Raw genomic sequence first — 26,610 nt, 5'->3', positions numbered from 1 at the left:
GGCAAGTGGAGCCGGCCAAGTAAGCTCGCAATTGTTACCATAGTGTGGCCAAGCGGGCCAATCTATGGGGGCAAGAACACAAAGCATCTGTATGTCGCGATGACTCGCGGGTCGAAGTCCCTCACCATCATTGGTGCGGGTAGATATATCCCAGCAAAAGTGATCTGACGTAATAGCTCCATAGGAACGGGCTCCGAAGCACCTCAGCATTAAGCAAATCAGCCGTTCCATTCTCTGTCATTGGTAGGGGGACCCTTTGGGTATGGACACAACTTTGTCGTATCACATGAATATGGCATCTTCCAATGGACATCCAGGCGCGTGTTCGAAAGCGGTGTAATCAGGCATAGAGCTATGTCCATAGCTACGCTTCTTTCCTTTAGGCGGATGAAGCTTTTGCGGATATGACAGGGATAGCAGACCGCGACCAGCTCGGCCGACGGATTCGCGCACAGGTGCTCAAATTAGCGGGCATACCCACCTGCGTGGGAATCGCTCCGACCAAAACACTCGCCAAGCTTGCAAACCACGCCGCCAAACGTTGGCAGAAGCATTACGGTGGCGTGATGGATATTTGCGACCCAGAACGAAGAGACAAGGTATTGAGAGCGTTGCCGGTCGCCGAGGTCTGGGGTGTAGGTAGAAGAATGAACGAACACCTCACTGCGATGGGGATAAAAACCGCATGGGACTTGGCCCAAGCTGACCCCTGGACACTGCGCAAGCTATTCTCAGTTGTCGTTGAAAAAACGGCCCGCGAACTCAGGGGCACGCCTTGTTTGGCTTTGGAAGAGACAGCACTGCCGAAACAGGAGATTTGCAGTAGCCGCGCATTCGGTGAGCGTTTATATGAAATAGAGCCGATCAGAGAGGCTGTCGCCACCTATGTTTCTCGCGCTTGTGAGAAGCTGCGAGCGCAGGGCTCGCTATGCAAGAAGGTTCGGGTGGCGATCCGCACGGGCATGTTTAATCCCGACGAAGCCAAGTTTGCCAAAGGCATCCTATGCGAGCTGCCATACCCTTCAGACGATACCCGGTTGATCACCCGCGCCGCCCTAGAGGGTTTAGAAGCTATATTCCGCCCCGGCCCTGCCTACGCGAAAGCAGAAATCATGCTGCTAGATCTTCGTCAGCAGGGTGAGTTCACAGACGATCTATTCGCCGAGACACAGCCCGCTGCGGCTGGAAAAGTCATGAACGTACTGGATGAAATCAATGGACGATGGGGAAGGGGTACTCTACGCCCCGCGCGGGTGCCCGTGACACCTGGGTGGGGAATGAAACAAGAGCTCAAAAGTCCGAGCTACACGACTAGATGGGATCAGCTTTGGCGAGCGCGGTGTAAATGAGCGACTTGAGCCAGTGGCAAGGATTGGCTCGGTTCAAACGTGAGCGGCTGTGCCGGCATGTTTCGGCCAAAAGCTGACGGTCATTGGGCTTGAGCAAACAGCATCAGCAGATCCTCCGGAAACATCCTCTCCCGGCAAATAGCTAATTCGCTTACCGACCACCATCTAACCTCGCATACAGCTTCGAGTTCCCGATCGCTCCACCCCACGGACGAACACTGCTCATCGCGCACGTGCACCACGTAGTAGTGTTCTACTGCGATTACCTGCTCGCCATCCGGCATCAGCCAAGAGAATTCTTTGCGTGCAACGCAATCTCCAACTGACTGAACCTCGATACCTGTCTCTTCGTAGACCTCGCGAATGGCCGCCGCTTCATATGACTCATGGTCTCGCAGCTTTCCACCTGGGGTAGCCCAATAGCTCGTTCCTGCCAGTGCGCCGCTGTCAAAGCGGATCTTGAACAGTAGTAGCCGACAGGAATCGCTGATCAACAAAACACGAGAAGCTAAGCGGCGGCGCGGCATATCGTCCTCATACAAAGATGGACCTTACGCAATTACGCCCAAAACCTTACTGCTTTGCATTCGCCTAACCTCTACTACGAAGTCAGAGATGTTGGGAACTGAATAGTCGACCACCAACTCGACGACCTTCTTAACTGGCCCACCCGATCGTTTTGCTGGGTAATCTGGAATTCTGCGAAAGATATCTGTTCCGCGGAGATGCGGTATGGGCCAGGTGTTGCCTGAGTTCATATGGCACAACCAAATTTTTGCGGCATAGGCTGGGATGAACGACGCGGAGTCCAATATCAGCACATCGTGTTCAAGATGGCGGTAGTCCCTAGCACCGAGCAGACGATGCAATCGCTCCTCCTCTGTCCAGAAGAAGACTTTGCCGTTGATCAACTCATACCACTGCTGTGGTGTTGTTCCATCAGTGAGCGCTTGTATCAGCCTGCCTTCGGGCATAGGTTTCTGGTCACGCAGGACAATGTTTGAAGGATGACCTATCCTCACATCCATCTTCCGATCCCGATGTTCACTCTCGAAATGAGCCCGCTCGCCCCCGATGATATGTAGATGATCAAGGACGGCAGTCGTGCTCATAAGTCCATGATTGCGAATGCTGTCCCAGGCGCCGCGTTCAGCCATGTGGTACACACGTGGATAAAGCTCTATCAGTTTCTCCAGATCCATGTCATTTACCCTTGGAGCGAGCAGTCCAATTCCGCCGATCAATCAGGGATCGTAAATCACTGGTCTTGGAATCTCGCGGGAATCTTGTGTTGATCAGCGAAACAGGGGCCTGAGAAACGCGCTCCAGCTCCTCTACGAATTTGATCGTTTCTGCATCAAGCTGCTCAAATCGACGAGCTTGGCTGTTTGTGGACTTCAGATAATCTGCGAATGTTAGAACAATATCCGTGGGAGCATTTAGAGCACACGCTTTTCGAAATTGGTCCCATTCGAACCAGCCGACTCGCCTGTTTCGTTTAGTTGTGGATGTCTTCTCAACAGCATTTAGAGCCTCGGCCTCAAGACCTGCGAATTCAGCAATTTTGTCGAAGCTGGTGAAATGTTTGAGTTCACCAGATGTGTGGCCCTGATCGCCGTCAGGGTCACCTACACGAATAGGCATTGGCCTAATCACCATGAGGATTTTACGAATCCGGCTGGGTGATATCCCGGCCTCAGCAAGACACCCCGCAACGTTTGTATCCCTAGAGGTTACATGAGGGTACGCGCCGTGAAAAATGCTCAGGCCACTACCTTGGGTTCCCTCTAAAAGAATTGAGTGTCCGCAACGATAGGCCTCCTCCAGTCTGTCCGATGTGGAGCCATGGTAGTTTCCAGGGGTCCCTACATAGGGGCGTAGCTCCTCTACATCACGTGCGAGCCTGACCGTGTTCTTACCCCTATCCAGAATGCGCCTTGCAGCCGCTGCACCGCTTCCGCTTCCTGTAGATGCGATAGTGGAAACTAGGTGCCCCCCTTTTCCGTTTCGATGTCCGCATCCTCAATGATCGTAGCTTGGGGATCGATGAACAGCCGGTCTTCACTAATTGCGCATTCCTTGATCTCCTTCAAAAGCCCTGACAAGTGGATAGTCATCCCCGGGCCAAGAAGCAATCGGGCAGCCACGTCGCGCGATCCTGAGGGCAAATGATGATAGGTGTAAGGGCCAGCAGTGCTCGCTACTGTATGGCCTGCATTAGGGCCTCCAACACGAATCATGACATCGTATTCGCGAGCCAAGTAAGCAACGATGTTGCCTTTCCCTTCGCTCCCATACTGCCCGCCAATTAGCACATCCACACATCTAATTTCAGGTGGCGTGTATAGATGTAGGCGAGCAGCCACCCGCACAAGAGTGTCATAGGAATCCGAGCGCTCGGTGTAAATGCGGACGTCGGCATCCTCCTTGAGCAACTTTATCTCGCCCGGCTCTTTAAGCTGATTAACTTCATCATAAGACAAAGGGTTGGCTTCACCCTCGGTTCGTTTCGTATAACGTTCATAAAGCGTGCCGTTGCTCGCATAGAGATGAACGTGCACTAAATTGGCCCCAAATGCCTGCCGAAACTGGAGTACTTGATCGAGCGACTCCAGATGATCGACAACTAAAGGGCGGCTTGAAGGCTCCCTCTCACATATCGTTTTAGTCATCTGCAGCATCCACTGCTCATCTTCGGTCCTATCCAGTTCACGGCGCCGATCAAGAATATCGGGCTGCTCCATACCAAGACGCCATTGGGAATCCACTAAGGCTCTGCGGTTGCAAACCACAGCGAAGCCAAACTCCTTTTCCAGCAAAAGAGCTAACTCGCTCTTTCCGCTACAGGTCTTGCCACTCATCACTACGATATACCGAGTTTCCATGTACTACTTCTCCCAGGCGCTCAAGATATGATCTGCTATTTCCAACGGAGTGAATGCTTCGATATCCAAAACCTGGTCTGCCAGACCCGCGAGGGAGCGAGCACTTTGCTCATTGGGGTGCAATACGGCTGCCCGGTATTGTGCAAGATTAGCTGCACCTCGCTCAGCATATCGCTGCTGTAGTACGGACTCTGATGCAGTGATATGTACGTGCCTCACTAGGCCAGCAAACTGAAGCTTGAACTGCTCAACTTGCCGGGGCTTTCGGACAGCGTCCAACAGCCAGTTGTCGATGTGGGGCTGCGCAACGATCACGGGGCTTGCGACCGAGTTTATGAGCCAAGAGAAGTCAGAAACCTTGTCTAGGCAGTCACCGAGTTCTTGAAGACTCTGACGATCAGCGGGCATGTTTCGGGCGGCCAGCTGCGCGCGCAGAAACGTACTACTGCTAATGGGTACGAACCCATAGCCCTCTTGCAGGGCAACAGCAACGGATGTTTTGCCACTGGCCATAGGGCCACTTAAAAGAAGTAGTCGCTTCACTGCGAGTAACTATCCCTAATTGAGACATAGATCACACTAAGCATAGCTTAGTTTATAGTGAACGGCGGTCCCATAATGAAAACGCTCGCGGGAGATACCAGCTCCCAGTTCCTTACCTAATTCCATAGAGCGCTTCCGCACCGAGTGAGAGCGCATCGCTCTCGTCCTCTAGTTCCCTACGTCGTCCCGATGCAACATCGACCTTTGTCCTATCACAACCCAAGTCGGCTTTTGAGCCACCCTAACCATTTCGCGGCCTTAGGCTCTACCTGAGGCTCTACCCACTCCGACTGACCTACATTCTCGCCCTTAGCCCGAGCTGCTTGGTGCAGCACCTTCGCTCGAAGGTCTCGATTGCGAACTGCATTGACTGCCTCTTCGGACATATCGCCAGCCCAAACAATCCGGCCTGATCGTAGCCAATAGTGTGATCGGCAGCGGAAGGACCAATTTCCTATCGAGGGCTTCAGCGAAACCGACTCACCATCAAAGGACATCTGCCAGTCAGTCGGAGAGAACGGCGTTATTACCTTGTTTCCGCACCCACACGCACACAAATGCACTGCAGTGGCGAACTCCATTGCGAGGTAAATCTCCCCAGGCTCGAGCTTCTCCGGGAAATGCCCTACGAACTGCGGGGTGAGGCGACGAATCGTCATAGCCTCTCCTCACTGTTACCCATTTCGTTCAGGTTGGTCGAATAGGTGATGTGAGTAGCCTGACTGTTATCGGAGTAGAAGTCGCAGAGTCGCTTCCAAACCCCAATGGCTAGCATCGCGTTATGGCCGTTCAGATCAGCGATCTGGATGTTCGAGCGGTAGATATCCTCAGCGTCATTTTCGGTTAGCGGCATCGTCCGATCAGCATGATCATGGTGCTCAGGAGTAAGTGCGGTCACCCGGCACGTCCCCCAAATCTGCTGCGTCTCGCCAACCAAGTGAACGCCCATGCCTACATCGATCAGCGTGGTCTGTGTCCCCTTGAGCTCCTTCACCACCAGCTTGCGTGCCTTGGTGTTGTCGACGCACAGGAACACATAGTCAAAGGCACGAAGCTCACCCACATTGTCCGCAGTGATCATGCACGCATGAGGAGTGATATGGCGGTGCATTTCGCTGTAGACCTCATACAGGTAGTCCACCTTCGTAATACCCCGCTCCAGTACCGCGAACGGCACAGCCCCAGGGAAACGAAATGCGTTGTGCTGCTGTAGGACATCGTCGTCATACAGATGGATCTCAGCTACAGGCGCCTTCGCCACCTGGTCCACAATGTACGCACCTGTCCCACCAAGCCCCACAATCGCAATTTTCAGCCGCTTGAGCTTCTCGGTAGGCATACCGATACCTGCTCGTGCAGAGGCTGTATCGGTATATACAAACACCGACTCATCCGCGTCTGACCGGATGGGTGAGAAGGTTTTTGCGGTGACATCCCTGTCGAGAGCATTGGCTGGGCCAGACAGCATGGCCACATACAGCGACACCTTCTCGTGGTAGTTCGCGTAATTTCCAGTGCGAGGCTTGGCAGAGAAGTAGTGGTTCACCGTCAACTCGGGCAGCAGCTGCTGCTGGTTGCTGTTGTTGATGATCTGCTTGAGAGGCCGCCCCTGTGAGTCACAGGGGATTTCGCCAATAAAATATGCAGTGTGATCAGCGGGGCTCTCTGCCACATCAGCAGTGAGGTTGAGCGTCATGACCAGCACGCCTTTGCAGACCTGGCGCTGCGCATTCACATAGGGAACCTCTCGAACCAGCAGGTAAGAACCCATGACTTCGAGGTTGTACCCTTCGTTGCGCAAACGCAGCAGCTGCGGACTACGACTTATCAGTTGGTGTGACATTGAAGTGCATCCCCTTTTTGATACGGACGATCTGGCCTTCAACCAGGTTGGTAAGCGAGCTGCCTTCAAAGCCCTTGGCGTAGGTGACCGTGAACTGAGCATTGGGTGACGGTACCGCGTCGGGATAAGCAAGGCGTACCACCTCCCAGTAGCTGAGGTAGCGGGAGTGGACGAAGGTAGGCAGGGTATTCACGAAGACCTTGATATTGATCTCGACTGCAGCGAAGTGCTCCACCCCAGGGCGAGCTAGATCAAACAGCTCATTGTCTTCAACCAGCTCATCGTCCTCGCCGGGGATCACCAGAAAGACCTCATATTTATGAGCGTCGACGCCTGCGAGGTGCTTCAGAGTGCGGCCTGAAATGCGCTGGCCTCCCCAGTCCTGCGAGCGACCATCGATGAAGAAACGGAACGAGCGGTCGCTCTTGAATGCCAGGAATTTCTCGATCCCTGCCTGGCGCAAATCGGTCGTCTCGATCGGGCTGAGCAATTCGATATGGCCATTGGTATACATCTGGTAAAGCAGGTACTCGTCTACTGGACGCAGTCCCGCCGCTTCCAGTACCTGTTGCCCGGTCGGTACCGGATCGGTGATTACCAAAGGCCGGTAGTCCAGGTTCTCGTTACCCACCAGGATTTTGTACGGCCCGTGCTCGCGAACTTTGCGGCCAGCCGAAACAACGGCGGCCACATCCTCCACGTCGATATCGTTCAACTGAGTCATGGTAAAGCCCTCTTGCAGAAGTTAGACGGATTGTTGTCTTGCTGGACAACGGCACCGCCCATAAAACGACCCGAAGGTCGTTGTCCGCTCAGACAACAGTGGACTTCAAAAAAAAGCCGCTTATCATAGAGCATGAAACGCAGCTGTTGTCTGGATAGACAACAGCTTACCCCCGCCTTCGCGGGCAATGCAAGAGGTTGGAGAAAATAATGGATCTGGCGGGGTTCATCGCGACCATGCGTGAACGGCAAGAGCTGAGCTTTCGCGAGCTGGAGAAGCGTGCTGGTGATCTGGACCACGCGTACATCTGGAGACTAGAAAAGGGTAGTAAACAGGCCCCTTCCGACGACGTAGTGTCCCGACTGGGTCAGGCTCTGGGGTTGAGGCATCGAGAAACTGAGGTGTTCAGACTTCTGGCAAAGCCAGTAACCCTTGATGACGCGCTCTACCGCCTGATGATATCTCGCGAAGACATTCCTTGGGAGGATTTCGAGGACGTAGCAACCATGAGCTTCCGAGGTGAGCGTCCTAACACAGAGGAAGACTGGCTTAGGCGGATTGAGCTCATTCAACAAATGTAAGGCGAGGATTTTCATGGACGAAAACATTGCGGTTGCTCGGGCTCGAAAGCTCTTGAAAGATGCAGGGATTACTACAGTGCCTGTCGATGTGGAGGCTCTCGCTTCATTCTTAGACTTTCGTGTTTTGAGAACAGAGCTGGCGAAGGGGGAAGCCGGGTGCACTGTTGAACGTCGTGGAAAGATTTGCATCTGGGTCAATCAGAATGACAGCCCTGCTCGTCAGAGGTTTACGATCCTCCATGAGATCGCCCATCACGTTCTTGAGCTCGAATCGAAGCACGGAGACAGCGTTCCATCTGATGAGTTGGAACGCTTTTCCGGTAGACCACCTGAAGAGGTGCTTTGCGATATTTTCGCCGCTGAGTGCCTCGTACCATGGGAAGTGGTTCAGCCTCTTGCTGAAGATAAAGACTTCACGCTTGAACATCTCTCGGAGCTAGCTGAGCAGTTTCAGGCATCCCGCGCCTGCGTTGCGTCTAGATTTGCTCAGGCTTCTGAGGCCCATCTAGCGTTCGTGGTAGCCGAGGAAGGGGTAGTCAAATACTCCGTCAACTCGAAAGCGTTGAAGGCCTCTAAAGTCTGGATAACTAAAGGCGTTCCACTGCCTAAAAGTTCCGCAGCTGCAAAAGCCTTCATGTCTGGCGCCAGTGGTTTTCATGAGGCCGATTCTGAAGGCTTGGACTGGAGCAGCAGTGATGATGCCCGTCGATTCGCCTGCTATGAGCAAGCGACCTACCATGCCCCAACCAAACAGACTCAGTCCATCCTCATCTTCGAGGAGCTTGAGCAGCCCCCAGTATCGAGTGGCTATCGCCATGCCCGAGATGACCGCGATGACTTCCTAGAAGAACTTGACGGTTATCCTGGGTGGTCGAAGCCTCGGCACTGACCCTTTCTGAAATAAGTGCATCTAAGGGTTCCAAAATACTTCACAAGTGCTGGAAAACGCGGCTGCTTGTGGCCGGTTTGAGCTCGCAGTATCAGGCAAGTCACGGCCAGAAACGGACAGTCATGCAAGCCGTAAAGACTATTTAGACGCCGCCTGTACTTCCTAACGCTTTATGTCAGCCATAGGCCGTTAGCGATCAGGGGAAGAGCTTAAATTTACTATCGACGTAGCGCTGCTCAGGCGTCAGAGTTCGAGTATCAAGCCCGTATGTACGCAGTAGCCACCGGGAGTGCCCCCCAGCTTCACCACCGACAACTCCGCGCCCATGCAAGCCAACTCGATTGTTCACGACCAGAATGTCGCCAGGCGATATAACTACCGACACTGAGCATTTCTGGCAAGCCTCCTCAAATCGGGTTACGGCGTGGGTAGCAAGGTGAGATTCATAGTCGGCGTCCGCCGCGCTGTGGCTATAGCGTATCCAATACCCATCTTCACTCTCGAAAAGTAGCTGAATACCTGCCATTGCGTTCAACAGCAGGCTGTTCTTGCCAAGCAGCTTTCGTAACCCACGCGTGAAGGTTTTCTGTGGACGGATCACGTACTGAGGCTTGGTCAGCTCTACGAGCTCGGCAGGTGTTAGCTGCTGCAAGACTTCCGACAGAGGCATGACTGTCGTGGCGGTCTCATCAGGGTTGCGAAGGCCGCTCAGACAAACGAAATCCGGGGACGGCGCAACGCGCTCATCAAACTCATGTAACTGACCGCGCACCGGGAAAGACACGGCATCAGTGTGGCCTCGCATGTCGGACTTGGATTTCTCCGCAAAATCGTCATCGCCGGGCAGTACGACGAGATTTACAAACAGATGCCCGTCGTTTTCGGATCCGTAGGAGATCGTGTCCGAATTAAGTGCTGCAAGACAGGCCACTGAACAGGCCCTCGCTGCAACGGTAGTCACCACGTCGGGCACAGGGGTGAAAGCGGCTGGCGTTTCTGGCAGATCATCGATATCGAAAACTGCCTTCAGGTGGGAAAACGGGTTCACCCAGGCCTGGCGTTGTACGTCGGCCAAAGCCAGGCCGACATTAGAAAGCGCGGATTCAATTTGCGGCAGCAGAGCTTCGCCAAGTACTACAGGGCTGTCGAGCGCGAGCAGGCAAGTTTCAAGTGGATTATCAGACATCCAACGGTTAACCGCTCCGCGAATTGCCATCGAAAAATGAGCGTCGATCAATTGTGTCCCTTCACATGCAGGTGATATAAAGATGATATACGAGCGCCCACAAGGGCGTCACTGCTTCCTTTGCGATGGCCAAGCCTACCATGAAAAATAGTGTCACTTTGACTTCCTCCTCGCTGAGGGCATGGGCGGATTACCTCGCCTGGGTCTCTAAGACAGCACAGTTCCACGTAGTCGCGTGCGCTCATCAATGCACTGTTGCTCTTCCAGGTGGCGACCTACTCAAGGTGCAAGCCAGCTCTCCAGAGCTCCTCGCTAGAAAGGTTATGGCGGAACTATCATCCAATCTCGTTGCTCCTCCACTCATGGCCTGTCAACCGGAGCCGGTGAGTACTCCATCTGTACAGGATGTGTCACCAAAGGAGGTGTCTATGCGCAGCCACTATGAACCCGCTTTACCCCGTGCATCTCAGGAGCCTCGATCAGCGTCCGTGACGAGTACCAAGGGCACTCTGCAGACGATTGGCGTCTACGTGCCGGAGGCGATGCATGAAACGCTGAAAGCGCTGGCCCATGGGCAGGAGAAAAAGTTTTCAGTGCTAGTAAGAGAGCTGATCGAAAGCGCTTATGAGCGTTTTGAGGACGCAACCGAGGAGCGCAGTGGAAGGAAGGTTCTCGACGATTATGCGCTCAAAGTTGCGAGCTACAGTGGAGAGCAATCACAATGGATGGCCCGACTTGATCGCCAGCTCAGCTTGGAGCTAAAGCTAACTGCCAAAGAATACGGGCGATCTGCCTCTCAACTTATTGGCGGCCTCTTAGCCGAAGAGCTATCGCATTCCTTGCAGGCCAGAGCCGAAACTCTCAGCAATGAATCTTGCGCTGGAGTGGAGGTCGAGAGAGCTCAGGCGGCTATTGCCGCCATAATCGGCCCTCAGGTTGGTAAATTAGCTGACTATGTGGAGTTGCCTGGCAAGCGTAAATTGGTAAGCGAGGTGCTAGTTGGTCTAGTGCAAGCTCCGGGCGTTTTGCTTGGCAAAATTGCTGAATATTTCGGGGTTTCGAGAGGGGTCTTGACCCAGGCCGTAAGCCTCAATTTCAGAAACCTTCCAGCGCCCTCGTATAAAGCACCCAACGGACGACCTCGCATGCTTACAGAGCCTGTCTCATGGGAAGAGGCGGTGAGGGCTTTGAAGTTACCTCATGATGAGGAAGCGAAGCTGTTGGCCATGGGGGAGTGAGATGAACCCTTTCGACCGTGCACGAATTGAGGCGATGAATGCACGGGCGACGCTCGCCGCTGCGTGTGGTGATCACTACCCTACCAGCGAGCAATGGCTCGCAGTGTTTGAAGATACGCTGGGACTGGCGATTGAGCAGGTCGACCCGGACGACTACGCGCTGGGTGGTGGGGACGCCCTGCTTCAACGAGGTTACAACACAATCCTGGTTCGCAAGGATGTAGGGTTGGCGGAGCGGGCTTACCTACTAGCCCACGAGCTCGGTCATTGGTATCTCGACTCTCCAGCATCGACAACGGGCACCTCCTCAACAGCATTCATCTGCGAAGATACTGGGCAAACGCACGGCTACGCAGTCGTTGATGGATACGGCGCCTGGGAACGTCAAGAACTTCAAGCCAACGTCTTTGCACGGGAGCTGCTATTACCCAAGGCTGCAGCCAGAGCACTGTGGGCAAACGGATGGCGTTCACGGCAAATCGCTGCGACTTTTCAGTTGCCTCTGGAAGTAGTGCGGCAGCAGTTGGCTGACGCTCTACTGCTTCCGGATGTTGCCCCTGTAGCACCCTCTGCGACGCACCCACCAAGCGATGCACAAGAGCGCGCTGCGCAGGCTTCAGAGAAATACGTCAACGTCGTCGCAGGGCCCGGTACGGGCAAGACCACTACCTTGGTGCACCGTGTAGCCCACCTAATCTCCAGTGGCGTGCCTGCCAGTAAAATCCTGGTCATGACGTTCACTAACCGTGCAGCGCAGGAGCTTGTTGAGCGGCTGACTGCGGCCAATGTCCCGAATGCTTCCCAAATCTGGGCGGGCACATTTCACTCGTTCGGGTTAGAGCTACTTCGAAAGCATCATCATCACTTTGAGTTAACCCCTCAGATCAAGATCGCGGATCTTCTCCAGCTGGTCAGGATGATGGTCACCGAACTGCCTAACTTAGAGCTCAAGCATTTCTTCAGGCTCCGCAATCCTTACGATTGGCTTCCTGACGTCCTGAAGATCATTCACCGGCTTAAGGAGGAGCTGGTCTTCCCTGACGACTACTCAGCAATCCTTCAATCGCTTCCGGCTGTCGAGCCAGAGGTTGCTCTGGAGCGCGAGGACATCATCACTCTGTACAGGGCCTACGAGGGCGTCCTGCGCAGGGAGGGCTGGGTCGACTATCCCGATCTACTGGTTCGCCCCGTCCTCAAGGCGCGAGATTTTCGCCCATCTATAGATGCCTTCCTTGGGCAGTACGATCATGTCTTAGTGGACGAGTACCAGGACGTTAACCATGTCATGATCGAGTTCGTAAAGAGGATCGGCTCGCCCCTGCGTCACTTGTGGGTGGTCGGTGACATTCGCCAAGCTATTCACCACTGGCGTGGCGCATCGATCCAGAGCTTGCTCAAGTTCGATGAGGCTTACGTCACGAGGGGTCAGGCAGCGTCCATTCAACGGTATAGTTTGGACATCAACCGCCGTAGCTCGCCAGAAATTCTGCGTGCGATTGAACGGGCAGGCACCGATCACGTCTTGCAGTCCCAGGTGCCCCTCGACCCTGTCTCACCTTCTCGCTCTGCAATCGGCGTCTATCCGGCTTTGATCCATACGGAGAAAGGCCCGCAGGGTGGCACCATCGTTGCGCAGATTGAGCAATGTCGCGTGTCCGGCCACCCCTACGGTAGCCAAGGTATCATCAGCCCTACCAACGCACAGCTGGATGCGTTGGCCCGGGACATTGAGCGGGCGGGAATTCCCGTGTTGCACATCGGTGATCTGAGTCAGCGCGCTGAAGTCAAAGAATTCCTGTGCTTGATGCAGCTCCTCACTCAGCGCATGCCAGGGGCACTTATAGGCTTGCTCCCGCTCACTGACTTCAGTATGCCAGCCTCGGACATCGAGCTACTCACAAGCCTGTCCAGATTGGATGCTGACCTCCAGCGAGGCGGCTGGCTCAAGCAGCCAATACCGGGGCTGTCGCCTAAGGGGCAAAAAGTCGCCCAGTCGCTGAATGATCTGCTTGGCAACTCGACCCGCAATTCCCGGCCCTGGGCTTTTGTGTGTGACCTAATGTTTGAGAAAGGCTTTGGCCTTGACTCACTGAACGACCAGTCTGCGACTGCCCAAATCAGGCGCCTGGCACTGTGGCAATTCATCTACGCCGTGCGCAACAGCGATGGCGTGGGCAGTCAGGCGACGCTGTCCAAATATCTGGAGAGGGAAGATTTCCGACGCTATATTGGTCAGCCATCGATGGATCGCTCACTGCCGCCAGAGGCTGCTGCAATTGATGGAGTCAGACTAATGACGGTTCACGGTAGTAAAGGGCTTGAATTCGACGTGGTGCATATGGCCAACGTCGAGAAGTCTACATTTGGTGCCGAGGCGACACCGCGCCATGATGACGAACACAAAGCCCTACTGTTACCCGCTGAGGTGCTCAACAGTACGCGTCAGATGCGTGCCGACGGTGAAGCGATCGAGCGCAACAACCTGCTCTACGTCGGCGTCTCAAGAGCGAAAAGTAAGCTCAACGTCTATTGCAGTACCGATGTCTCGAAGATCCCATCCCCTTTATGTGACCCGCTGATTTTTACCCCAAGTCGTGGGAGTGCCGCGGCGTTGCCGGCACCGACTCTCTGTGCACACGCTCCACTAAGTCCGCCTGCCTCAATCAGCTTTTCAGCACTCAACAGCTTTATATCCTGTTCGCTTCAGTATCACTATGCTCACGAGCTGAACCTGCCACCTGATCAGGAGCAGGACATCTCGATCCGGGCTCGTCGATCAGTTCTTGCCGGCCTGGAGTATGTGTATCGAGATGGCGTGAATCCCCAAACAGCTTTCGAGCAAGCCTGGGAGGAGAGGCCGCTGCCAACTGAGTTGGAAGACAAAACACTGGTGGATCACGCCTGGATCGCCTTCTCTCGCGGCACCGCGCTGCTCCCTGAGATCGACCAGTACGTCCCAGAAACCACATCCAGCGTGAACGGCCAGGTGATCAGCATGCCCTGGATGCTTCGTGACACTAACGGTGATCTGGTTTGGCTACGCACGGGGATCGGTCTATCAGACGTCTCCAGTTATGTGCGCCCCATCCTGCTAAACCTTGGTGGCAGTCGCTGCGACAACATCTCCATCCATTCTCTTGTCGCGGGCCGATCTAAAGACACGACTCCATCCAGTAGGCCAAGCATGACCAGCGTGTTCAAAGCGATCACCGCGTTGCGGGCTGGCGAACGCTCCGCCAGTAGAGGGAAGCATTGCAGCCGATGCGCTTACTCAAGCATCTGCGGCCAGCGGTTTTGATCTTTCTCCGAGCGTTTCTGGAACTTCACGTTGCAGTCCAGGGGCGCTCAAGTTGACATAACACAAGGACAGTTTTGGGCATGGGCTACATCAACGCCCCCCCCCGGATCAGCAGCACGAAATTTCTGCGATTGGCATTAGAGCCCTTCGATTGGCGTATGAAGAATGCGAGTGGGGCACGCTCATACAGCGATCTATTCCCTTGGCCTGAGTGGTTGCCGGGACCTAAAGCGACAAGGGCGGCCTATCCATTCCGTTTAATGCGTAGGTGAATGGCTGCTATTGGCCGATACCGGCCGGTGGTGAAGGACGGCTACCAGCCAAAATCTACTGCTCGGTTATGACTATCAAAGGCGCAGCGTGCCATCGACATTTACTAATGCTTGCAGGATGCCTATGCGCCCCACCTGAGGCAGTACTCAGATAAGCTGTTCACGTATTCTTCACCAAAACCAAGTGGGCGCGATTTGGGCACAATCTGGGCACTGACGATTTTAAAGGGTTTGCTCGTAATTTGAGCTAGATGTCATGGGATTCATCAGCTGTCTGACTCGAAATTGAGTGCTAGCTGATTGGGGCAGGGATCGGCTTGTGAATTTCTCGATCTAGAGGAAGTGTAAATTGCTGATTTATAACGAGATGGCGCACCCGACAGGATTCGAACCTGTGACCCCCGCCTTCGGAGGGCGGTACTCTATCCAGCTGAGCTACGGGTGCATATAGGTAAAGCGTGGTCATTTTGACCTCTAGCCGCACCGTGGCACAAGTGGATGAGTATTGCCTTCGGAGGGCGGTACTCTATCCAGCTGAGCTACGGGTGCGTGGTGTGAAACGCGGGGCCATGCAGCGGCGGGTCGGGTTTCAGCGCCGCAATGATACGCATTGAAATTGCCGGCGTCCATGTTTGTGCGGTGATTCGCCGCGGTGTTCTGCGCGGGTTGTAGGTATTGGCTATTTTGTCGCTTGCGGGTTTCCCGGTATACTCGCGCACATTGTCCGGGCAATGCACTTGGGCGCGACTCTTATAGCCATGATGAGGATGTATAAGGTGATGACTTTGAGAAAGATTCTGCTGGCCTCGGCGGCCATGCTGGTGGTGGTAGCGGGTAACGCCTTTGCAGCAACGGCCAACGAAGAGGCCATCGCCGAGCGTCTCAAGCCTTACGGGACTGTCTGTCTGGTAGGTGATCCTTGTGCCGAAGACGTCGCTGGCGGCGGCGCTGCTGCTGCGGGTCCGCGTTCCGGTGCCGACGTGGTTGGCAAGTTCTGCTCCGCCTGCCACAGTGCTGGTGTTCTGGGTGCTCCCAAGATTGGTGACAGCGCTGCGTGGTCTGCCCGGCACGGCGGCGACCTGGACGAACTGTTGAAGAACGCGATTGCTGGCTTGAACGCGATGCCTCCGAGAGGCACCTGTGGGGACTGCTCCGACGAAGAGCTGATGGCGGCGATCAAAGAGATGTCCGGTCTCTGATCCGAGCTTTCCTGCTCTGCTGAACGCCCCGCTAATGCGGGGCGTTTTTCGTTGGGGGGCCGGTGCCGGGTTTAGCGGCTGAGCAGCCCGCGCAGGTTCGAGAGGGCGGCCTTGCCACGTGCCTGCTTTTCTTCTGCGGGGGCTTCTTCGGTGCCCTCCCATTCCAGGTCTTCGCTGGGAATTTCTTCCAGAAAGCGGCTCGGCAGGCAGTCGAATACTTCGCCAAACTGCCGCCGCTTGGCGGCGAAGGTAAAGGTCAGGGTCTTGCGCGCGCGGGTGATGCCCACATAGGCCAGGCGCCGCTCCTCCTCCACGCTGTCGGCTTCGATACTTGAGCGGTGTGGCAGTATCTCCTCCTCCATGCCCATGATGAACACGTGGGGATATTCCAGACCCTTGGAGGCGTGCAGGGTCATCAATTGCACGCGGTCGTTGTCTTCTTCCTCTTCCTGCCGCTCCAGCATGTCGCGCAGTACCAGCTTGGCGATGGCGTCTTCGATACTGGTTTCGCCGCTTTCGTCCTTCTCGACAATGCTCTTCAGCGAGTCGAGCAGGAACCAGACATTGCCCATGCGCTTGGCGGCTATTTCGTCGCTGGAGCAGTTCTGGCGAATCCAGTTTTCGTAGTCCAGGTCGAGAATCATCTGCCGCAGTGCGTCGATCGGGTCTTCTTTGCTGCAGCGCATGCGCACGCCGTCCATCCAGTGGATGAAGCGTTGCAGCTTCTCCGCGTAGCGGTTGTCCAGGCGCTCGCTCATCCCGGTTTCGGTGCAAGCCTGATACATGCTGACGCCCCGCTCGTTGGCGTAGGTGCCGAGTTTTTCCAGGGTGGCCGGGCCAATCTCGCGGCGGGGCACGTTGATCACGCGCAGCAGGGCGTTGTCGTCATCCTGGTTCACCAGCAGGCGGAAGTAGGACATTAGATCCTTCACTTCCTGGCGGGCAAAGAAGCTGGTGCCGCCGGAGAGGTGATAGGGCACCTGATGATGTTGCAGTTTGAGTTCGATCAGCCGCGCCTGGTGGTTGCCGCGATACAGAATGGCAAAGTCGCGCCAGGCGCGTTTGTGCTGCAAGTGCTGGTTCTGGATTTCCACGGCAACCCGTTCGGCTTCGGCCTCTTCATTGCGGCAGCGGATTACGCGCAGCGGCTCGCCGTAACCCAGCTCGCTCCAGAGCTGCTTTTCGAATACATGCGGGTTGTTGGCGATCAGCGTGTTGGCGGCGCGCAGGATACGGCTGGTGGAGCGATAGTTCTGCTCCAGCATCACTACCTTGAGGGCCGGGAAGTCATCTTTCAGTTGTGCCAGGTTTTCCGGCCGGGCGCCGCGCCAGGCATAGATCGACTGGTCGTCGTCACCTACCACGGTGAAGCGCGCCTGCTGGCCTACCAGCATTTTTACCAGCAGGTACTGGCTGGCATTGGTGTCCTGGTATTCATCAACCAGCATGTAGCGGATACGAAACTGCCACTTTTCCAGAATGTCCGGGTTATCGCGAAACAGCACCACCGGGATAAGGATCAGATCGTCGAAGTCGACTGCGTTGTAGGCCTTGAGGGTGCGCTGATAGTGCATGTAGACACTGGCAGCGGTCTGGTCCTGCGGGGTCTTGGCCTGCGCCAGTGCCTCGTCCGGCAGAATCAGGTCGTTCTTCCAGGAGGAAATCTTGTTCTGAATACCGTCGATGCCGTCATCGGCGCCGTAGTCGCGATGCATCAGGTCGGTGATCAGCGCCAAGGCGTCCTGCTGATCAAAGATCGAGAAGCCCGGCTTGTAGCCCAGGCGCTGATGCTCCTTACGGATGATATTGAGGCCCAGGTTATGAAAGGTTGAAACCGTCAGGCCGCGTGCATCAGGGCCCTTGATCAGTTGACCTACCCGCGCCTTCATCTCGCGTGCTGCCTTGTTGGTAAAGGTCACAGCGATGATGTGCTGCGCGCGAATGCCACATTCTTTAACCAGATAGGCGATTTTGCGTGTGATAACGCTGGTTTTACCGCTTCCCGCGCCAGCCAATACGAGCAGCGGTCCGCTGATGTACTCGACGGCTTCCTGTTGACGGGGATTGAGGCTTGCCACTGGTCGGGTCTCCTGCGCTGGGGGTGGGCAATAGTAGCAGTTTTTGCTCAACTAGCCCGGTAATAGCCAAAGGCTAGGCTTGGTTAATAGACGAAACTTCGTTATAACTGGCTTTATAAAAGCGGTGTATATAACTAAATTTAAAAGAAACTTGTTGTTTGGGGCGTTCTGAATCGGCTGGCTTTGTGCGGCGCTGTTCGCACGTGGCAAGCAAGACCCGAAGTAAATCATATAGATAGCAGTGGGTTGGGGTGGCGTAGTGGCTGGGAGCCTGCTGCGTTGAAGATTCGGAAATCGTTCTGATCCTTGGGGGATCGCTAGTTGAGCGCTGATAGTCCAACACAGCGAATTGTGCTACTTGATACCGATCACGGCGCCTTTGTGCAGCTGTGTCGGCGTCTATCTGCCGTGAAAAGCAGTGCATTTTTGCTTGAACGTCAGGAAAGTTGGCACGCCCTGCAGACCGAGATCAATCGTGGTGAAGTACAGGCGGTGCTGGCGCGGTCAGAGAACCTTGCGCTGCTGGCCGATTGTGGCGTGCCGGTGATTCACCTGGCCAGCGAGCCGGACTTCTCCGGCATCGGCAACGGTCGTAATGACACCCTCTGGGATCAGTCCAGCAGTAGTGAAATCATCCGCTGTTTTCAGTACGCCATTGAGCGGCATCAGTTGCGCTCGGCGTTGGACCATGCTGCCAGCTTCGATGCGCTGACCGGCACCTGCAATCGGCAGATGTTTCAGGATCGGCTCAAGCAGGGCATGCGCCGCGCGTTGCGCACCAATCAGCCGCTCGCTGTATTCTTTATTGATCTCGACAATTTCCGCCACGTCAACGACACGCTGGGCCATAGCGCCGGTGATGACATCATCTGCGAGGTGGTCTCACGCCTGCGTAGCGTGCTGCGCAACACCGATACCATCGGCCGCATGGGCAGCGACGAGTTCGCCCTGGTGATCGAGGATTACACGACCGCCAGCAACCTGCTGCAGATTGCCCAGAAAGTGACCAACGAAATGGCCGAGCCCTTTACCGTCAACCGCGAGGGGTTACTGCTGGGTTGCAGTGTGGGTATTGCCACCTATCCGGAAGGCGGTCAGACGGTGGATAGCCTGCTGCTGCACGCCAATCTGGCGATGCTGCAAGCCAAGGGGCAGCGCGGTTGCAACTTCCACTTTTACGACGAGCGCATCAACCTGCAGGCCCACAGCCTGATCGAGTTTGAGTCGGCCCTGCGTCAGGCACTGCGGCGCAGCGAATTCGAGCTGCATTACCAGCCGCGTGTTGAGCTCAGCACCGGCAACATTGTCGGGCTGGAAGGGCTGATTCGCTGGCGCCATCCGGAGCGCGGCCTGCTCGGTCCCAATGAGTTTATCCCGCTGGCAGAAGAGACCGGCCTGATCGTTCCCATGGGCTACTGGGTGATTGCGCGGGCCTGTCACGACCTGGCGCGGTTGCAGAAAATGGGTACCTCGCCGGTGCATATCGCCGTCAACATGTCGTTCCGACAATTCCAGGACAGCCGTCTGCTGTCGACGGTAAAGCGCCTGCTGGAGCGCACCGGTATCGATCCGCATTGGCTGGAGTTCGAGCTGACCGAGACTGCAGTGATGCAGCAGCCCGAGCAGGTGCTGATGACTATGGATGGCATGACTGGCCTGGGTGTGCGCTTCTCGCTGGACGATTTCGGCACCGGTTTTTCTTCCTTTGTTCATCTGCACAGCCTGCCGATCAATCTGCTGAAGATCGACCGCAGCTTCGTCAAGGGCATCGCCGAGCGTACGGCGGACCGCCAACTGGTGGGCGCCATGATCGATATGGGCCACAGTCTGGGACTGGAAGTGGTCGCGGAAGGTGTCGAGCAGCGTGAACAGCTTGAGGTGTTGCGCAGCCTTGGCTGTGAGCAGGTGCAGGGGTATTTCATTAGTCCTGCGCTGAGCTTCGACGAACTTTGCTACTTCATGGACGCGTATAGCATGGGGCGGGACGAAGCCCTGAAGACCAGTAACAAGGTCTCCGCGCTGATCAACTGAGCCGCGCTTGCACGCGATAGAAATAGCGAGGCGACTATCGACTTTGCTGGCGCCATGCTATTCAAAATCGACGCCGCCCCGCTGCGTTTCACTATAGTGCACTGGTCGCACCCTGCCAGTGCCTTGTGTCGTTTTTTTCCATGTCTTCTGCCTGACCTGCGCCACGCTTGCCGGCATCCTGCTGTGTGCGCGGTGTTCACTGGCGGTGCGCGGGCCTAGCCATTCTTGGCCCGTGCCCGCTGGCTCAGGCCGCGCTCTAAGTCAGTGCCCGGGCTGGCGGTCAAGTTGCCGGTATTGCAGCGCTTCGGCCAGGTGGGCTCGGTCAATGCGCCCGTCCCCGGCGAGGTCGGCTAAAGTGCGGGCGACTTTAAGCGTACGGTGGCTGGCCCTGCGAGACAGCCCCAGACGGGTAATCGCCTTTTCCAGCCAACCGGCATCCGTATCCTCCAAGGCGCAGTGTTGGCGAATGCCATCGAGCCCGAGGTGTGCATTCAGTCCCTGCTGGCGTGCGGCCTGACGCTGTCTGGCCGCAAGCACCTGAGCTGCGGCGGTGGCGGTATCCGGCACGCCTCGGCTGTGTTCGCTGCTCATCGAAAAGGGTTCGTTATGCATCGCCAGGTGCAGGTCTATGCGGTCCAGCAAGGGGCCTGACAGCTTGCTGCGGTAACGCTGCACCTGTTCCGGGGTGCAGCGGCAACGGGCGCTGGGGTCGCCCTGAAAGCCGCACGGGCAAGGGTTCATGGCGGCGATCAGTTGGAAGCGGGCCGGGAAGGTCAGTTGCTCGCGTGCTCGCGCAATGTGAATACAGCCCGATTCCAGCGGTTCGCGCAGCATCTCCAATACCTTGCGGTCGAACTCGGGTAACTCATCGAGAAACAGCACGCCGTTGTGCGCCTGGCTGATCTCACCCGGGCGGGGTTGGCTGCCGCCACCGACCAGTGCCGCGGCGGACGCACCATGATGAGGCGCACGAAAGGGCCTGCCGGGCCAGGCGGTCAGGGGTGTGCGGTCGCAAACGGACTGGATCGCGGCGACTTCCAGTGCTTCTTGTTCCAGCAACGGTGGCAGTATGCCGGGGAGGCGGCTGGCGAGCAGTGTCTTGCCGGTGCCGGGTGGGCCAAACAGGAGCAGATTGTGCCCGCCGCTGGCGGCGACGATGAGGGCGCGTTTGGCTTGTGCCTGACCCTGCACATCCGCCAGTTCGGCGGCTGCCGCAGGGGCTGCGGGCGCCGCCGGTGCGATGGCGGGCAGCGGTTCTTCGTTGCGCAGGTGTGCGCAGAGCGCCAGCAGATGATCTGCGGCAATCAGCTTGACGTCATTTACCAGCGCAGCTTCTGCGGCGTTGGCGCGCGGCAGGATCAGCGTGCGGCCGGCGTCGCGGCAAGCCAGGGCGACCGGGAGTACGCCCTGTACCGGACGCAGTTCGCCGGATAACGCCAACTCGCCAACGCATTCGCACTCCGCCAGAGCGTCAGCGGGGATCTGTCCGCTGGCCGCCAGCAGCCCCAGGGCAATGGCCAGGTCAAAGCGCCCGCCCTCCTTGGGCAGATCGGCCGGGGCAAGGTTGATCGTGATGCGCTTGAGGCTGGGAAAGTCGAGCTGGGCGTTCTGCAAAGCGCTGCGTACGCGGTCCTTGCTTTCACGTACCGCCGTTTCCGGCAGGCCGACCAGGGTCAGGCTGGGCATGCCGTTGGCCAGGTGCACTTCAACGCTGACAGGCGGGGCTTGAATACCGAGGCGGGCGCGGCTGTGGACTATCGCCAGTGACATGATCTCTCCTTGATCGTCAACGTGGTGTGCCTGATACAGCCGGAATCAGGCGCTTGGGATTAGGTGTTTTGCTGTTCCAACTCGGCAACCCGCGCTTCGAGTGCCTCCAGGCGCTCGCGGGTGCGCAGCAGAACGGTCTGCTGGGTTTCAAACTCATCGCGGCTGACCACGTCCAGCTTGCTCAGCGCGCTTTGCAGCATCGCCTTGAGGTGTTTCTCGACCTCGGGGGCCGGCAGGCCCTTTTCGCTCAGCAGCAACTTGCTGGCCTGGCTGCTGACGGCGTCTATCACGAGTTTATGCAACATTCCGGCTACCTGCGGCAGTGGTTGGCATGCGCGGGCAAGCGGCCCGCAGTGGCCTCGCAGTGTAGCACCGAGTGCATGCGAATCGAAACGCGCGCCCTGATTGTGCGTTGATGGCGCGCACGCACCACAACTGCGCACTACACTGGTGCATAGGGGCTCTTTTGGCTTGGATATTTGATCGGTCGTATTTTTCAAGTCTATGTTTTTTAACAAAAAAACAAAACTGGCAGGCTTTCTGCAATACGTCCCTCAGCTGACAGTCGAGGCATGCCTGATTCAGGGCACGTCTCAGTTTGCAGCCAGAACAGTGATGAATCACATCAGGAGCATAACAATGAAGCGTTTGACCCTGGCTATTTCGGCCATCGCTCCGAGCGCCACGGACCTGCTTTATGCCGATAGCGATATGGGCCCGGATGAACGTACCGGCCATGCGGGTGATTCTGACTACTGCGACAGCACTTTTGGATTGTCCGTTTCTAAAAGCCTCTAACTCGGCATAGACTTGTCCTGTCCCCCAGGGCAGTCCATTACCACGGGAGTATCAAAATGAAACTAGTAACGGCTGTAATCAAGCCCTTCAAACTGGACGACGTGCGTGAAGCATTGTCCGAGATTGGCGTTCAGGGCATCACTGTGACTGAGGTCAAGGGTTTTGGCCGGCAGAAGGGTCACACCGAGCTTTACCGCGGTGCGGAGTACGTTGTGGACTTCCTGCCAAAAGTGAAGATCGACGTAGCCATCGGCGATGACATGCTGGATCGCGTTATCGAGTCCATCACCAAGGCGGCCAACACCGGCAAGATCGGTGACGGCAAGATCTTCGTGGTCAACCTCGAGCAGGCCATCCGTATCCGTACCGGTGAAACCGATACCGACGCTATCTAAGAGCACGCTCTTTCACAGAATGCAGTAAACAAGCCTATATGGGGGGCTTAAAATGGAAGACATCGTACAAATCAAGTACGCACTTGATACATTCTACTTTCTGGTCTGCGGCGCGTTGGTCATGTGGATGGCAGCGGGTTTTGCCATGCTCGAAGCCGGTCTGGTGCGCGCCAAGAACACCACTGAAATCCTCACCAAGAACGTGGCTCTGTACGCTATTGCGTGCACCATGTACCTGTTGATCGGTTACCACATCATGTATTCCAGCCCGGAAGGCGGCATCTTCCCGAGCTTCGGTGTACTGATCGGTGCTGAAAATACCGTTGAAGACGTACTCGCCGGTGGCGACGATGCACCTTACTACTCGGTAGCATCGGACTTCTTCTTCCAGGTGGTCTTCGTCGCCACTGCCATGTCCATCGTTTCCGGTGCCGTGGCTGAGCGCATGAAGCTGTTCGCCTTCCTGGTGTTCGCCGTGATCATGACTGGCTTCATCTACCCGATCCAGGGCTTCTGGAAATGGGGCGGTGGCTTCCTGAACGAAGCGGGCTTCCTGGACTTTGCCGGTTCTGGCGTGGTTCACCTGACAGGTGCAACTGCTGCACTGGCCGGTGTTCTGCTGCTGGGCGCTCGTAAGGGCAAATACGGTTCCAACGGTCAGATCAGCGCCATCCCTGGTGCCAACCTGCCGCTGGCTACCCTGGGTATGTTCATCCTCTGGCTGGGCTGGTTCGGCTTCAACGGTGGTTCGCAGCTGGTGGTGTCCAACATCTCCGATGCCAACGCTGTTGCGCAGATCTTCCTGAACACCAACGCTGCAGCAGCAGGTGGTCTGATTGCCGGTCTGGTCGTAGCACGCATCCTGTTCGGCAAAGCTGACCTGACCATGGCGCTGAACGGTGCGCTGGCTGGCCTGGTTGCCATCACTGCCGAGCCGCTGACCCCTGGTGGTCTGCAGGCGACGCTGATCGGTGCAGTTGGTGGCGTGATCGTGGTCTTCTCTGTCCTGGCTCTGGACAAACTGAAGATCGATGATCCGGTTGGTGCCATCTCCGTTCACGGTGTGGTCGGTATCTGGGGCCTGCTGGCTGTCTGCCTGACCAACGGCGACGCTTCTCTGAAAGCGCAGCTGCTGGGCATCGTAGTCATCTTCCTCTGGGTATTCATCTCCAGCCTGATCGTGTGGAGCATCATCAAACTGGTGATGGGCCTGCGCGTCAGCGAAGAAGAAGAGTATGAAGGCGTCGATATCTCCGAGTGCGGTATGGAAGCCTATCCGGAGTTCACCAGCAGCAAGAAGTAAGCTGACTGGCACTACCGGAAATAACAGAAAGGGCGCCCCATGGGCGCCCTCTTTGTTTGTGTCTGCAGCTCAGGGTTGGCGGGGCAGGCGAATGCACGCCAGCAAGCCACCCTGAGTACTGGCCGCAAACTGCAGCGTGCCATCATAGCGCTCGACGGTCTCTCTCACTATGGCTAACCCAAGGCCATGTCCGGGCACTTGCTGATCCAGGCGAAGCCCGCGTGTGCCCAACTGCTCGAGTTGCTCGGCCGCTACGCCGATACCATCGTCTGCGACCTGAATTTCGAACGCCTGTGCATTCTGTTGCAGGCGCACAATAACCTGCGAGCTCGCCCACTTTCCGGCATTGTCGATCAGGTTACCTAGCAACTCATTCAGATCCTGCTCCTCGATTGGCCAAAGCTGGTGCTCGTCGATCTGGATGTCGAGCTCAAAGCGTTTGTCGGCATACAGACGCCCAAGCATCCAGAGCATCTCGCGCGCCTGCATCACAGGGTTGGCGTTTTTACCTGCTTGAGGCCCGGCGGCTTGGGCACTTCGCAGGGAGGTGTCGAGCTGATGATTGATTTCTGCCAGCTTGCTGGTTATCTGCGCGCGCATTGTGTCATCGATGGGGTGTTGAGCGGTGCTCAGCATCTGGGTAATAGCCGCAATCGGGGTTTTCACGCTGTGCGACAGATTGGCATTCGTTTGGCGAGAGCGAGTCAGGCGCTGGTCCAGTGTGTCGAGTAGTTGGTTGAGCTGTTGCGTCAGACGCTGAAACTCCGCAGGGACGGCTTCTTCGAGCCGTGATCGCTCGCCTTGGCGCAACTGCTGCAGCTGATGACGCAACTGAGTGGTGGGGCGCAGAGACAGATGCACAGCGACCCAGATCATGCCGATCAATAACAGCAGCAGTGCTATGGCAACCACAGCGGTCCAGAGATGGAGCTCCTGTTCACCGGCCTTGAGCACGCTGTAATCCTCGGCCACAACGATGATCAGCGGCTGGCCGCCCACCGAGGAGATGGCGCGGTAGGCGAGGAAGTAACTGGCAGCTGTCTGGCCCGGCAGTTGTGCACTCAAGGTCTGCAAGCCCGTTTCAGCTTGGCTTAGCCAGGGTTGCAGCTGGGCGCTCCAGTCCGGGTGTGAGAACAGCTCGCGGCCGGCCAGGCTGACCGCATAGACATGGTGGGTCGAGGCGTTACCAGCGTCGTGGTGGAAGGTGATCTGATTACGATCGCCGGCAGGGGTGGCGCGCAGACTCTGTTCGATAAAGGCGGCTTCCTGATACAGCCGGTCTTTTACGAAATCGCGCGTCATGCGCTCGAGTAACACGCCATGCAGAACCCAGGCGACGCCCATGAATATGGCGGCGAACGGCAGCAGCCAGCACAGCAGCGTGGTGCGAATCGAACGGCCCGGCTTACTCTTGGGCAGTAAAGACATAGCCTTGGCCTCGCTGGGTTTGAATTGCATTGCGGCCAATCAACAGTCGAAGTCGGCGGATGTAGGCTTCTATGGTGTTCAAGCTGGGCTCAGCTTCGAGATTGTAGAGCTGCTCCAGCAACTCTTCCTTGGAGAACAGGCGGTTTGGGCGGCTCATGAAGCAGCGGAGCAACCGAAACTCGGTGCCGGTCAAGCCGTGCCATTGACCATCCGGCGTGCACACCCGCTGTCGCTCTTCGTCGAGACGATAACGACCCGCCTCAATGGTGCTGGAGGTGCGGCCTTCACTGCGTCTGATCAGTGCCTGCAGTCGAGCCAGCAGCTCTTCCCAGTGGAACGGCTTTGCCAGATAGTCGTCGGCCCCGGCTTTCAATCCGTTGACCTTGTCCTGCCAGCTGTCGCGGGCAGTCAGCAGCAGTACCGGCATCTCACAACCGGCGTGTCGCCATTGCTGCATGATCTCCAGCCCATCGCCGTCAGGTAGGCCAATATCTACCACAGCCACACGATAATTTTCCTGCAAACCCAATTGCGCAGCCGTGCTGGCCGAGTCGCTGGCATCTACTGCAAAGCCTGCATGTTCCAGACTCTGGCGCAAGGTGCTTTGCAGCAAGGGATCATCTTCTACCAGCAGCAGCCGCATGGGGTGCCTCTCTTTTCAGGTTTGTTCAGTCAGGATTCAGTTTCGCGCGACATGCTGAGCGCCTAATCACTGGCTATCAGGCTGTGAGAGTGCATCGGCAACCCGGGTGGTTGTCAATTCAAACGGTTTTTTGTGAGTGCTCGGGTTCGTGTGCACT

The 26,610-nt window shown here is 56.5% G+C and carries 23 protein-coding genes, 1 tRNA gene and 1 pseudogene; 10 read left to right on the top strand and 15 right to left on the bottom strand.

From position 1 onward, the window contains the following. Positions 1 to 386: 386 nt before the first annotated feature. Positions 387 to 1,349: pseudogene (locus V7747_RS18240) on the top strand (DUF4113 domain-containing protein); the annotation flags it as partial. Positions 1,350 to 1,429: 80 nt separating this feature from the next. Here the strand turns inward: V7747_RS18240 and V7747_RS18235 are convergent. The 8 genes from V7747_RS18235 to V7747_RS18200 all read right to left on the bottom strand — a co-directional run bounded on the left by V7747_RS18235 (position 1,430) and on the right by V7747_RS18200 (position 7,344). Continuing rightward, positions 1,430 to 1,891 carry an NUDIX hydrolase gene (locus V7747_RS18235; protein ID WP_335617413.1) on the bottom strand — a complete coding sequence of 154 codons (462 nt, stop codon included), beginning with the start codon at positions 1,889 to 1,891 and terminating at the stop codon, positions 1,430 to 1,432. Positions 1,892 to 1,900: 9 nt separating this feature from the next. Then, a complete protein-coding gene (locus V7747_RS18230; protein WP_335617412.1) occupies positions 1,901 to 2,551 on the bottom strand; it encodes a DUF7002 family protein in 651 nt (216 codons plus the stop codon). A 1-nt stretch (position 2,552) separates the two neighbouring features. Beyond that, entirely contained in the window at positions 2,553 to 3,278 is a 726-nt protein-coding gene (locus tag V7747_RS18225; RefSeq protein WP_335617417.1) for an adenylosuccinate synthetase, read from the bottom strand. A gap of 56 nt (positions 3,279 to 3,334) precedes the next feature. Next, positions 3,335 to 4,234, bottom strand: coding sequence for an adenylosuccinate synthetase (locus tag V7747_RS18220; RefSeq protein WP_335617411.1), 900 nt, complete (start codon positions 4,232 to 4,234; stop codon positions 3,335 to 3,337). Positions 4,235 to 4,237: 3 nt separating this feature from the next. Then, positions 4,238 to 4,777 (bottom strand): AAA family ATPase, encoded by a 540-nt coding sequence (locus V7747_RS18215; RefSeq protein ID WP_335617410.1) that lies wholly within the window; start codon positions 4,775 to 4,777, stop codon positions 4,238 to 4,240. A 212-nt stretch (positions 4,778 to 4,989) separates the two neighbouring features. Continuing rightward, positions 4,990 to 5,358: a DUF6527 family protein gene (locus tag V7747_RS18210; protein WP_335617416.1), complete on the bottom strand. Its 369-nt coding sequence runs from the start codon at positions 5,356 to 5,358 to the stop codon at positions 4,990 to 4,992. 74 nt (positions 5,359 to 5,432) lie between these two features. Then, positions 5,433 to 6,620: a ThiF family adenylyltransferase gene (locus tag V7747_RS18205; RefSeq protein ID WP_335617409.1), complete on the bottom strand. Its 1,188-nt coding sequence runs from the start codon at positions 6,618 to 6,620 to the stop codon at positions 5,433 to 5,435. Further along, positions 6,595 to 7,344: a multiubiquitin domain-containing protein gene (locus tag V7747_RS18200; RefSeq protein ID WP_335617408.1), complete on the bottom strand. Its 750-nt coding sequence runs from the start codon at positions 7,342 to 7,344 to the stop codon at positions 6,595 to 6,597. Before V7747_RS18200 ends, V7747_RS18205 begins: the two co-directional genes overlap by 26 nt. 209 nt (positions 7,345 to 7,553) lie before the next feature. Here V7747_RS18200 and V7747_RS18195 point away from each other — a divergent pair, with 209 nt between their 5' ends. Both V7747_RS18195 and V7747_RS18190 read left to right on the top strand, forming a co-directional pair. Then, positions 7,554 to 7,925, top strand: coding sequence for a helix-turn-helix domain-containing protein (locus V7747_RS18195; RefSeq protein WP_335617407.1), 372 nt, complete (start codon positions 7,554 to 7,556; stop codon positions 7,923 to 7,925). 13 nt (positions 7,926 to 7,938) lie between these two features. Beyond that, complete coding sequence (locus V7747_RS18190) at positions 7,939 to 8,814, top strand: ImmA/IrrE family metallo-endopeptidase (protein ID WP_335617406.1); 876 nt, start codon at positions 7,939 to 7,941, stop codon at positions 8,812 to 8,814. 196 nt (positions 8,815 to 9,010) lie between these two features. Here the strand turns inward: V7747_RS18190 and V7747_RS18185 are convergent, their stop codons facing one another. After that, positions 9,011 to 10,051, bottom strand: coding sequence for a taurine catabolism dioxygenase TauD (locus V7747_RS18185; protein ID WP_335617405.1), 1,041 nt, complete (start codon positions 10,049 to 10,051; stop codon positions 9,011 to 9,013). Positions 10,052 to 10,428: 377 nt separating this feature from the next. Between V7747_RS18185 and V7747_RS18180 the strand changes: the two genes are divergently transcribed. Together V7747_RS18180 and V7747_RS18175 are read left to right on the top strand one after the other, a co-directional pair. Then, complete coding sequence (locus V7747_RS18180; RefSeq protein ID WP_335617404.1) at positions 10,429 to 11,238, top strand: hypothetical protein; 810 nt, start codon at positions 10,429 to 10,431, stop codon at positions 11,236 to 11,238. Position 11,239: 1 nt separating this feature from the next. After that, positions 11,240 to 14,536 carry a UvrD-helicase domain-containing protein gene (locus tag V7747_RS18175; protein WP_335617403.1) on the top strand — a complete coding sequence of 1,099 codons (3,297 nt, stop codon included), beginning with the start codon at positions 11,240 to 11,242 and terminating at the stop codon, positions 14,534 to 14,536. 640 nt (positions 14,537 to 15,176) lie between these two features. On the opposite strand, the gene V7747_RS18170 is transcribed toward V7747_RS18175, so the two are convergent. Next, positions 15,177 to 15,253, bottom strand: a tRNA-Arg gene (locus tag V7747_RS18170). Between the two features lie 331 nt (positions 15,254 to 15,584). Here V7747_RS18170 and V7747_RS18165 point away from each other — a divergent pair. Further along, positions 15,585 to 16,007 (top strand): c-type cytochrome, encoded by a 423-nt coding sequence (locus tag V7747_RS18165; RefSeq protein ID WP_335617402.1) that lies wholly within the window; start codon positions 15,585 to 15,587, stop codon positions 16,005 to 16,007. A 71-nt stretch (positions 16,008 to 16,078) separates the two neighbouring features. On the opposite strand, the gene rep is transcribed toward V7747_RS18165, so the two are convergent. Continuing rightward, positions 16,079 to 18,085: a DNA helicase Rep gene (gene rep / locus V7747_RS18160; protein ID WP_335617401.1), complete on the bottom strand. Its 2,007-nt coding sequence runs from the start codon at positions 18,083 to 18,085 to the stop codon at positions 16,079 to 16,081. Between the two features lie 321 nt (positions 18,086 to 18,406). On the opposite strand from rep, the gene V7747_RS18155 reads away from it, so the two are divergent. Continuing rightward, positions 18,407 to 20,116 (top strand): putative bifunctional diguanylate cyclase/phosphodiesterase, encoded by a 1,710-nt coding sequence (locus V7747_RS18155; RefSeq protein ID WP_442909298.1) that lies wholly within the window; start codon positions 18,407 to 18,409, stop codon positions 20,114 to 20,116. A 261-nt stretch (positions 20,117 to 20,377) separates the two neighbouring features. Here the strand turns inward: V7747_RS18155 and V7747_RS18150 are convergent, their stop codons facing one another. Then, entirely contained in the window at positions 20,378 to 21,886 is a 1,509-nt protein-coding gene (locus V7747_RS18150) for a YifB family Mg chelatase-like AAA ATPase (protein ID WP_335617399.1), read from the bottom strand. Positions 21,887 to 21,945: 59 nt separating this feature from the next. Further along, a complete protein-coding gene (locus V7747_RS18145) occupies positions 21,946 to 22,191 on the bottom strand; it encodes an accessory factor UbiK family protein (RefSeq protein ID WP_335617398.1) in 246 nt (81 codons plus the stop codon). 334 nt (positions 22,192 to 22,525) lie between these two features. On the opposite strand from V7747_RS18145, the gene V7747_RS18140 reads away from it, so the two are divergent. From V7747_RS18140 to V7747_RS18130, 3 genes are read left to right on the top strand one after another with little or no spacing between them, the layout of a single operon-like run. Continuing rightward, positions 22,526 to 22,684 (top strand): hypothetical protein, encoded by a 159-nt coding sequence (locus V7747_RS18140; protein ID WP_335617397.1) that lies wholly within the window; start codon positions 22,526 to 22,528, stop codon positions 22,682 to 22,684. A gap of 56 nt (positions 22,685 to 22,740) precedes the next feature. Beyond that, complete coding sequence (gene glnK, locus V7747_RS18135) at positions 22,741 to 23,079, top strand: P-II family nitrogen regulator (RefSeq protein ID WP_092286485.1); 339 nt, start codon at positions 22,741 to 22,743, stop codon at positions 23,077 to 23,079. A 52-nt stretch (positions 23,080 to 23,131) separates the two neighbouring features. After that, complete coding sequence (locus V7747_RS18130; RefSeq protein WP_335617396.1) at positions 23,132 to 24,382, top strand: ammonium transporter; 1,251 nt, start codon at positions 23,132 to 23,134, stop codon at positions 24,380 to 24,382. A gap of 69 nt (positions 24,383 to 24,451) precedes the next feature. On the opposite strand, the gene V7747_RS18125 is transcribed toward V7747_RS18130, so the two are convergent. Together V7747_RS18125 and V7747_RS18120 are read right to left on the bottom strand one after the other, a co-directional pair. Then, positions 24,452 to 25,810 carry a sensor histidine kinase gene (locus tag V7747_RS18125; protein ID WP_335617395.1) on the bottom strand — a complete coding sequence of 453 codons (1,359 nt, stop codon included), beginning with the start codon at positions 25,808 to 25,810 and terminating at the stop codon, positions 24,452 to 24,454. Continuing rightward, a complete protein-coding gene (locus V7747_RS18120; RefSeq protein WP_335617394.1) occupies positions 25,788 to 26,453 on the bottom strand; it encodes a response regulator transcription factor in 666 nt (221 codons plus the stop codon). The genes V7747_RS18125 and V7747_RS18120 overlap by 23 nt, the downstream gene beginning before the upstream one ends. Positions 26,454 to 26,610 lie beyond the last annotated feature (157 nt).

Origin of the sequence: Halopseudomonas sp. (genome assembly GCF_036960865.1) — a bacterium.
In the GTDB taxonomy this organism is placed as follows: domain Bacteria; phylum Pseudomonadota; class Gammaproteobacteria; order Pseudomonadales; family Pseudomonadaceae; genus Halopseudomonas.
Note: the sequence above shows the minus strand (reverse complement) of the source record. Positions and strands in the feature narration are given on the sequence as shown.

Coding starts and splice junctions, on each gene's coding strand:
- glnK (WP_092286485.1), top strand. CDS start 22,741: ATGAAACTAGTAACGGCTGTAATCAAGCCCTTCAAACTGGACGACGTG.
- V7747_RS18125 (WP_335617395.1), bottom strand. CDS start 25,810: ATGTCTTTACTGCCCAAGAGTAAGCCGGGCCGTTCGATTCGCACCACG.
- V7747_RS18175 (WP_335617403.1), top strand. CDS start 11,240: ATGAACCCTTTCGACCGTGCACGAATTGAGGCGATGAATGCACGGGCG.
- V7747_RS18195 (WP_335617407.1), top strand. CDS start 7,554: ATGGATCTGGCGGGGTTCATCGCGACCATGCGTGAACGGCAAGAGCTG.
- V7747_RS18140 (WP_335617397.1), top strand. CDS start 22,526: ATGAAGCGTTTGACCCTGGCTATTTCGGCCATCGCTCCGAGCGCCACG.
- V7747_RS18150 (WP_335617399.1), bottom strand. CDS start 21,886: ATGTCACTGGCGATAGTCCACAGCCGCGCCCGCCTCGGTATTCAAGCC.
- V7747_RS18205 (WP_335617409.1), bottom strand. CDS start 6,620: ATGTCACACCAACTGATAAGTCGTAGTCCGCAGCTGCTGCGTTTGCGC.
- V7747_RS18200 (WP_335617408.1), bottom strand. CDS start 7,344: ATGACTCAGTTGAACGATATCGACGTGGAGGATGTGGCCGCCGTTGTT.
- V7747_RS18220 (WP_335617411.1), bottom strand. CDS start 4,234: ATGGAAACTCGGTATATCGTAGTGATGAGTGGCAAGACCTGTAGCGGA.
- V7747_RS18180 (WP_335617404.1), top strand. CDS start 10,429: ATGCGCAGCCACTATGAACCCGCTTTACCCCGTGCATCTCAGGAGCCT.
- V7747_RS18190 (WP_335617406.1), top strand. CDS start 7,939: ATGGACGAAAACATTGCGGTTGCTCGGGCTCGAAAGCTCTTGAAAGAT.
- V7747_RS18145 (WP_335617398.1), bottom strand. CDS start 22,191: ATGTTGCATAAACTCGTGATAGACGCCGTCAGCAGCCAGGCCAGCAAG.
- V7747_RS18120 (WP_335617394.1), bottom strand. CDS start 26,453: ATGCGGCTGCTGCTGGTAGAAGATGATCCCTTGCTGCAAAGCACCTTG.
- V7747_RS18130 (WP_335617396.1), top strand. CDS start 23,132: ATGGAAGACATCGTACAAATCAAGTACGCACTTGATACATTCTACTTT.
- V7747_RS18210 (WP_335617416.1), bottom strand. CDS start 5,358: ATGGAGTTCGCCACTGCAGTGCATTTGTGTGCGTGTGGGTGCGGAAAC.
- V7747_RS18230 (WP_335617412.1), bottom strand. CDS start 2,551: ATGGATCTGGAGAAACTGATAGAGCTTTATCCACGTGTGTACCACATG.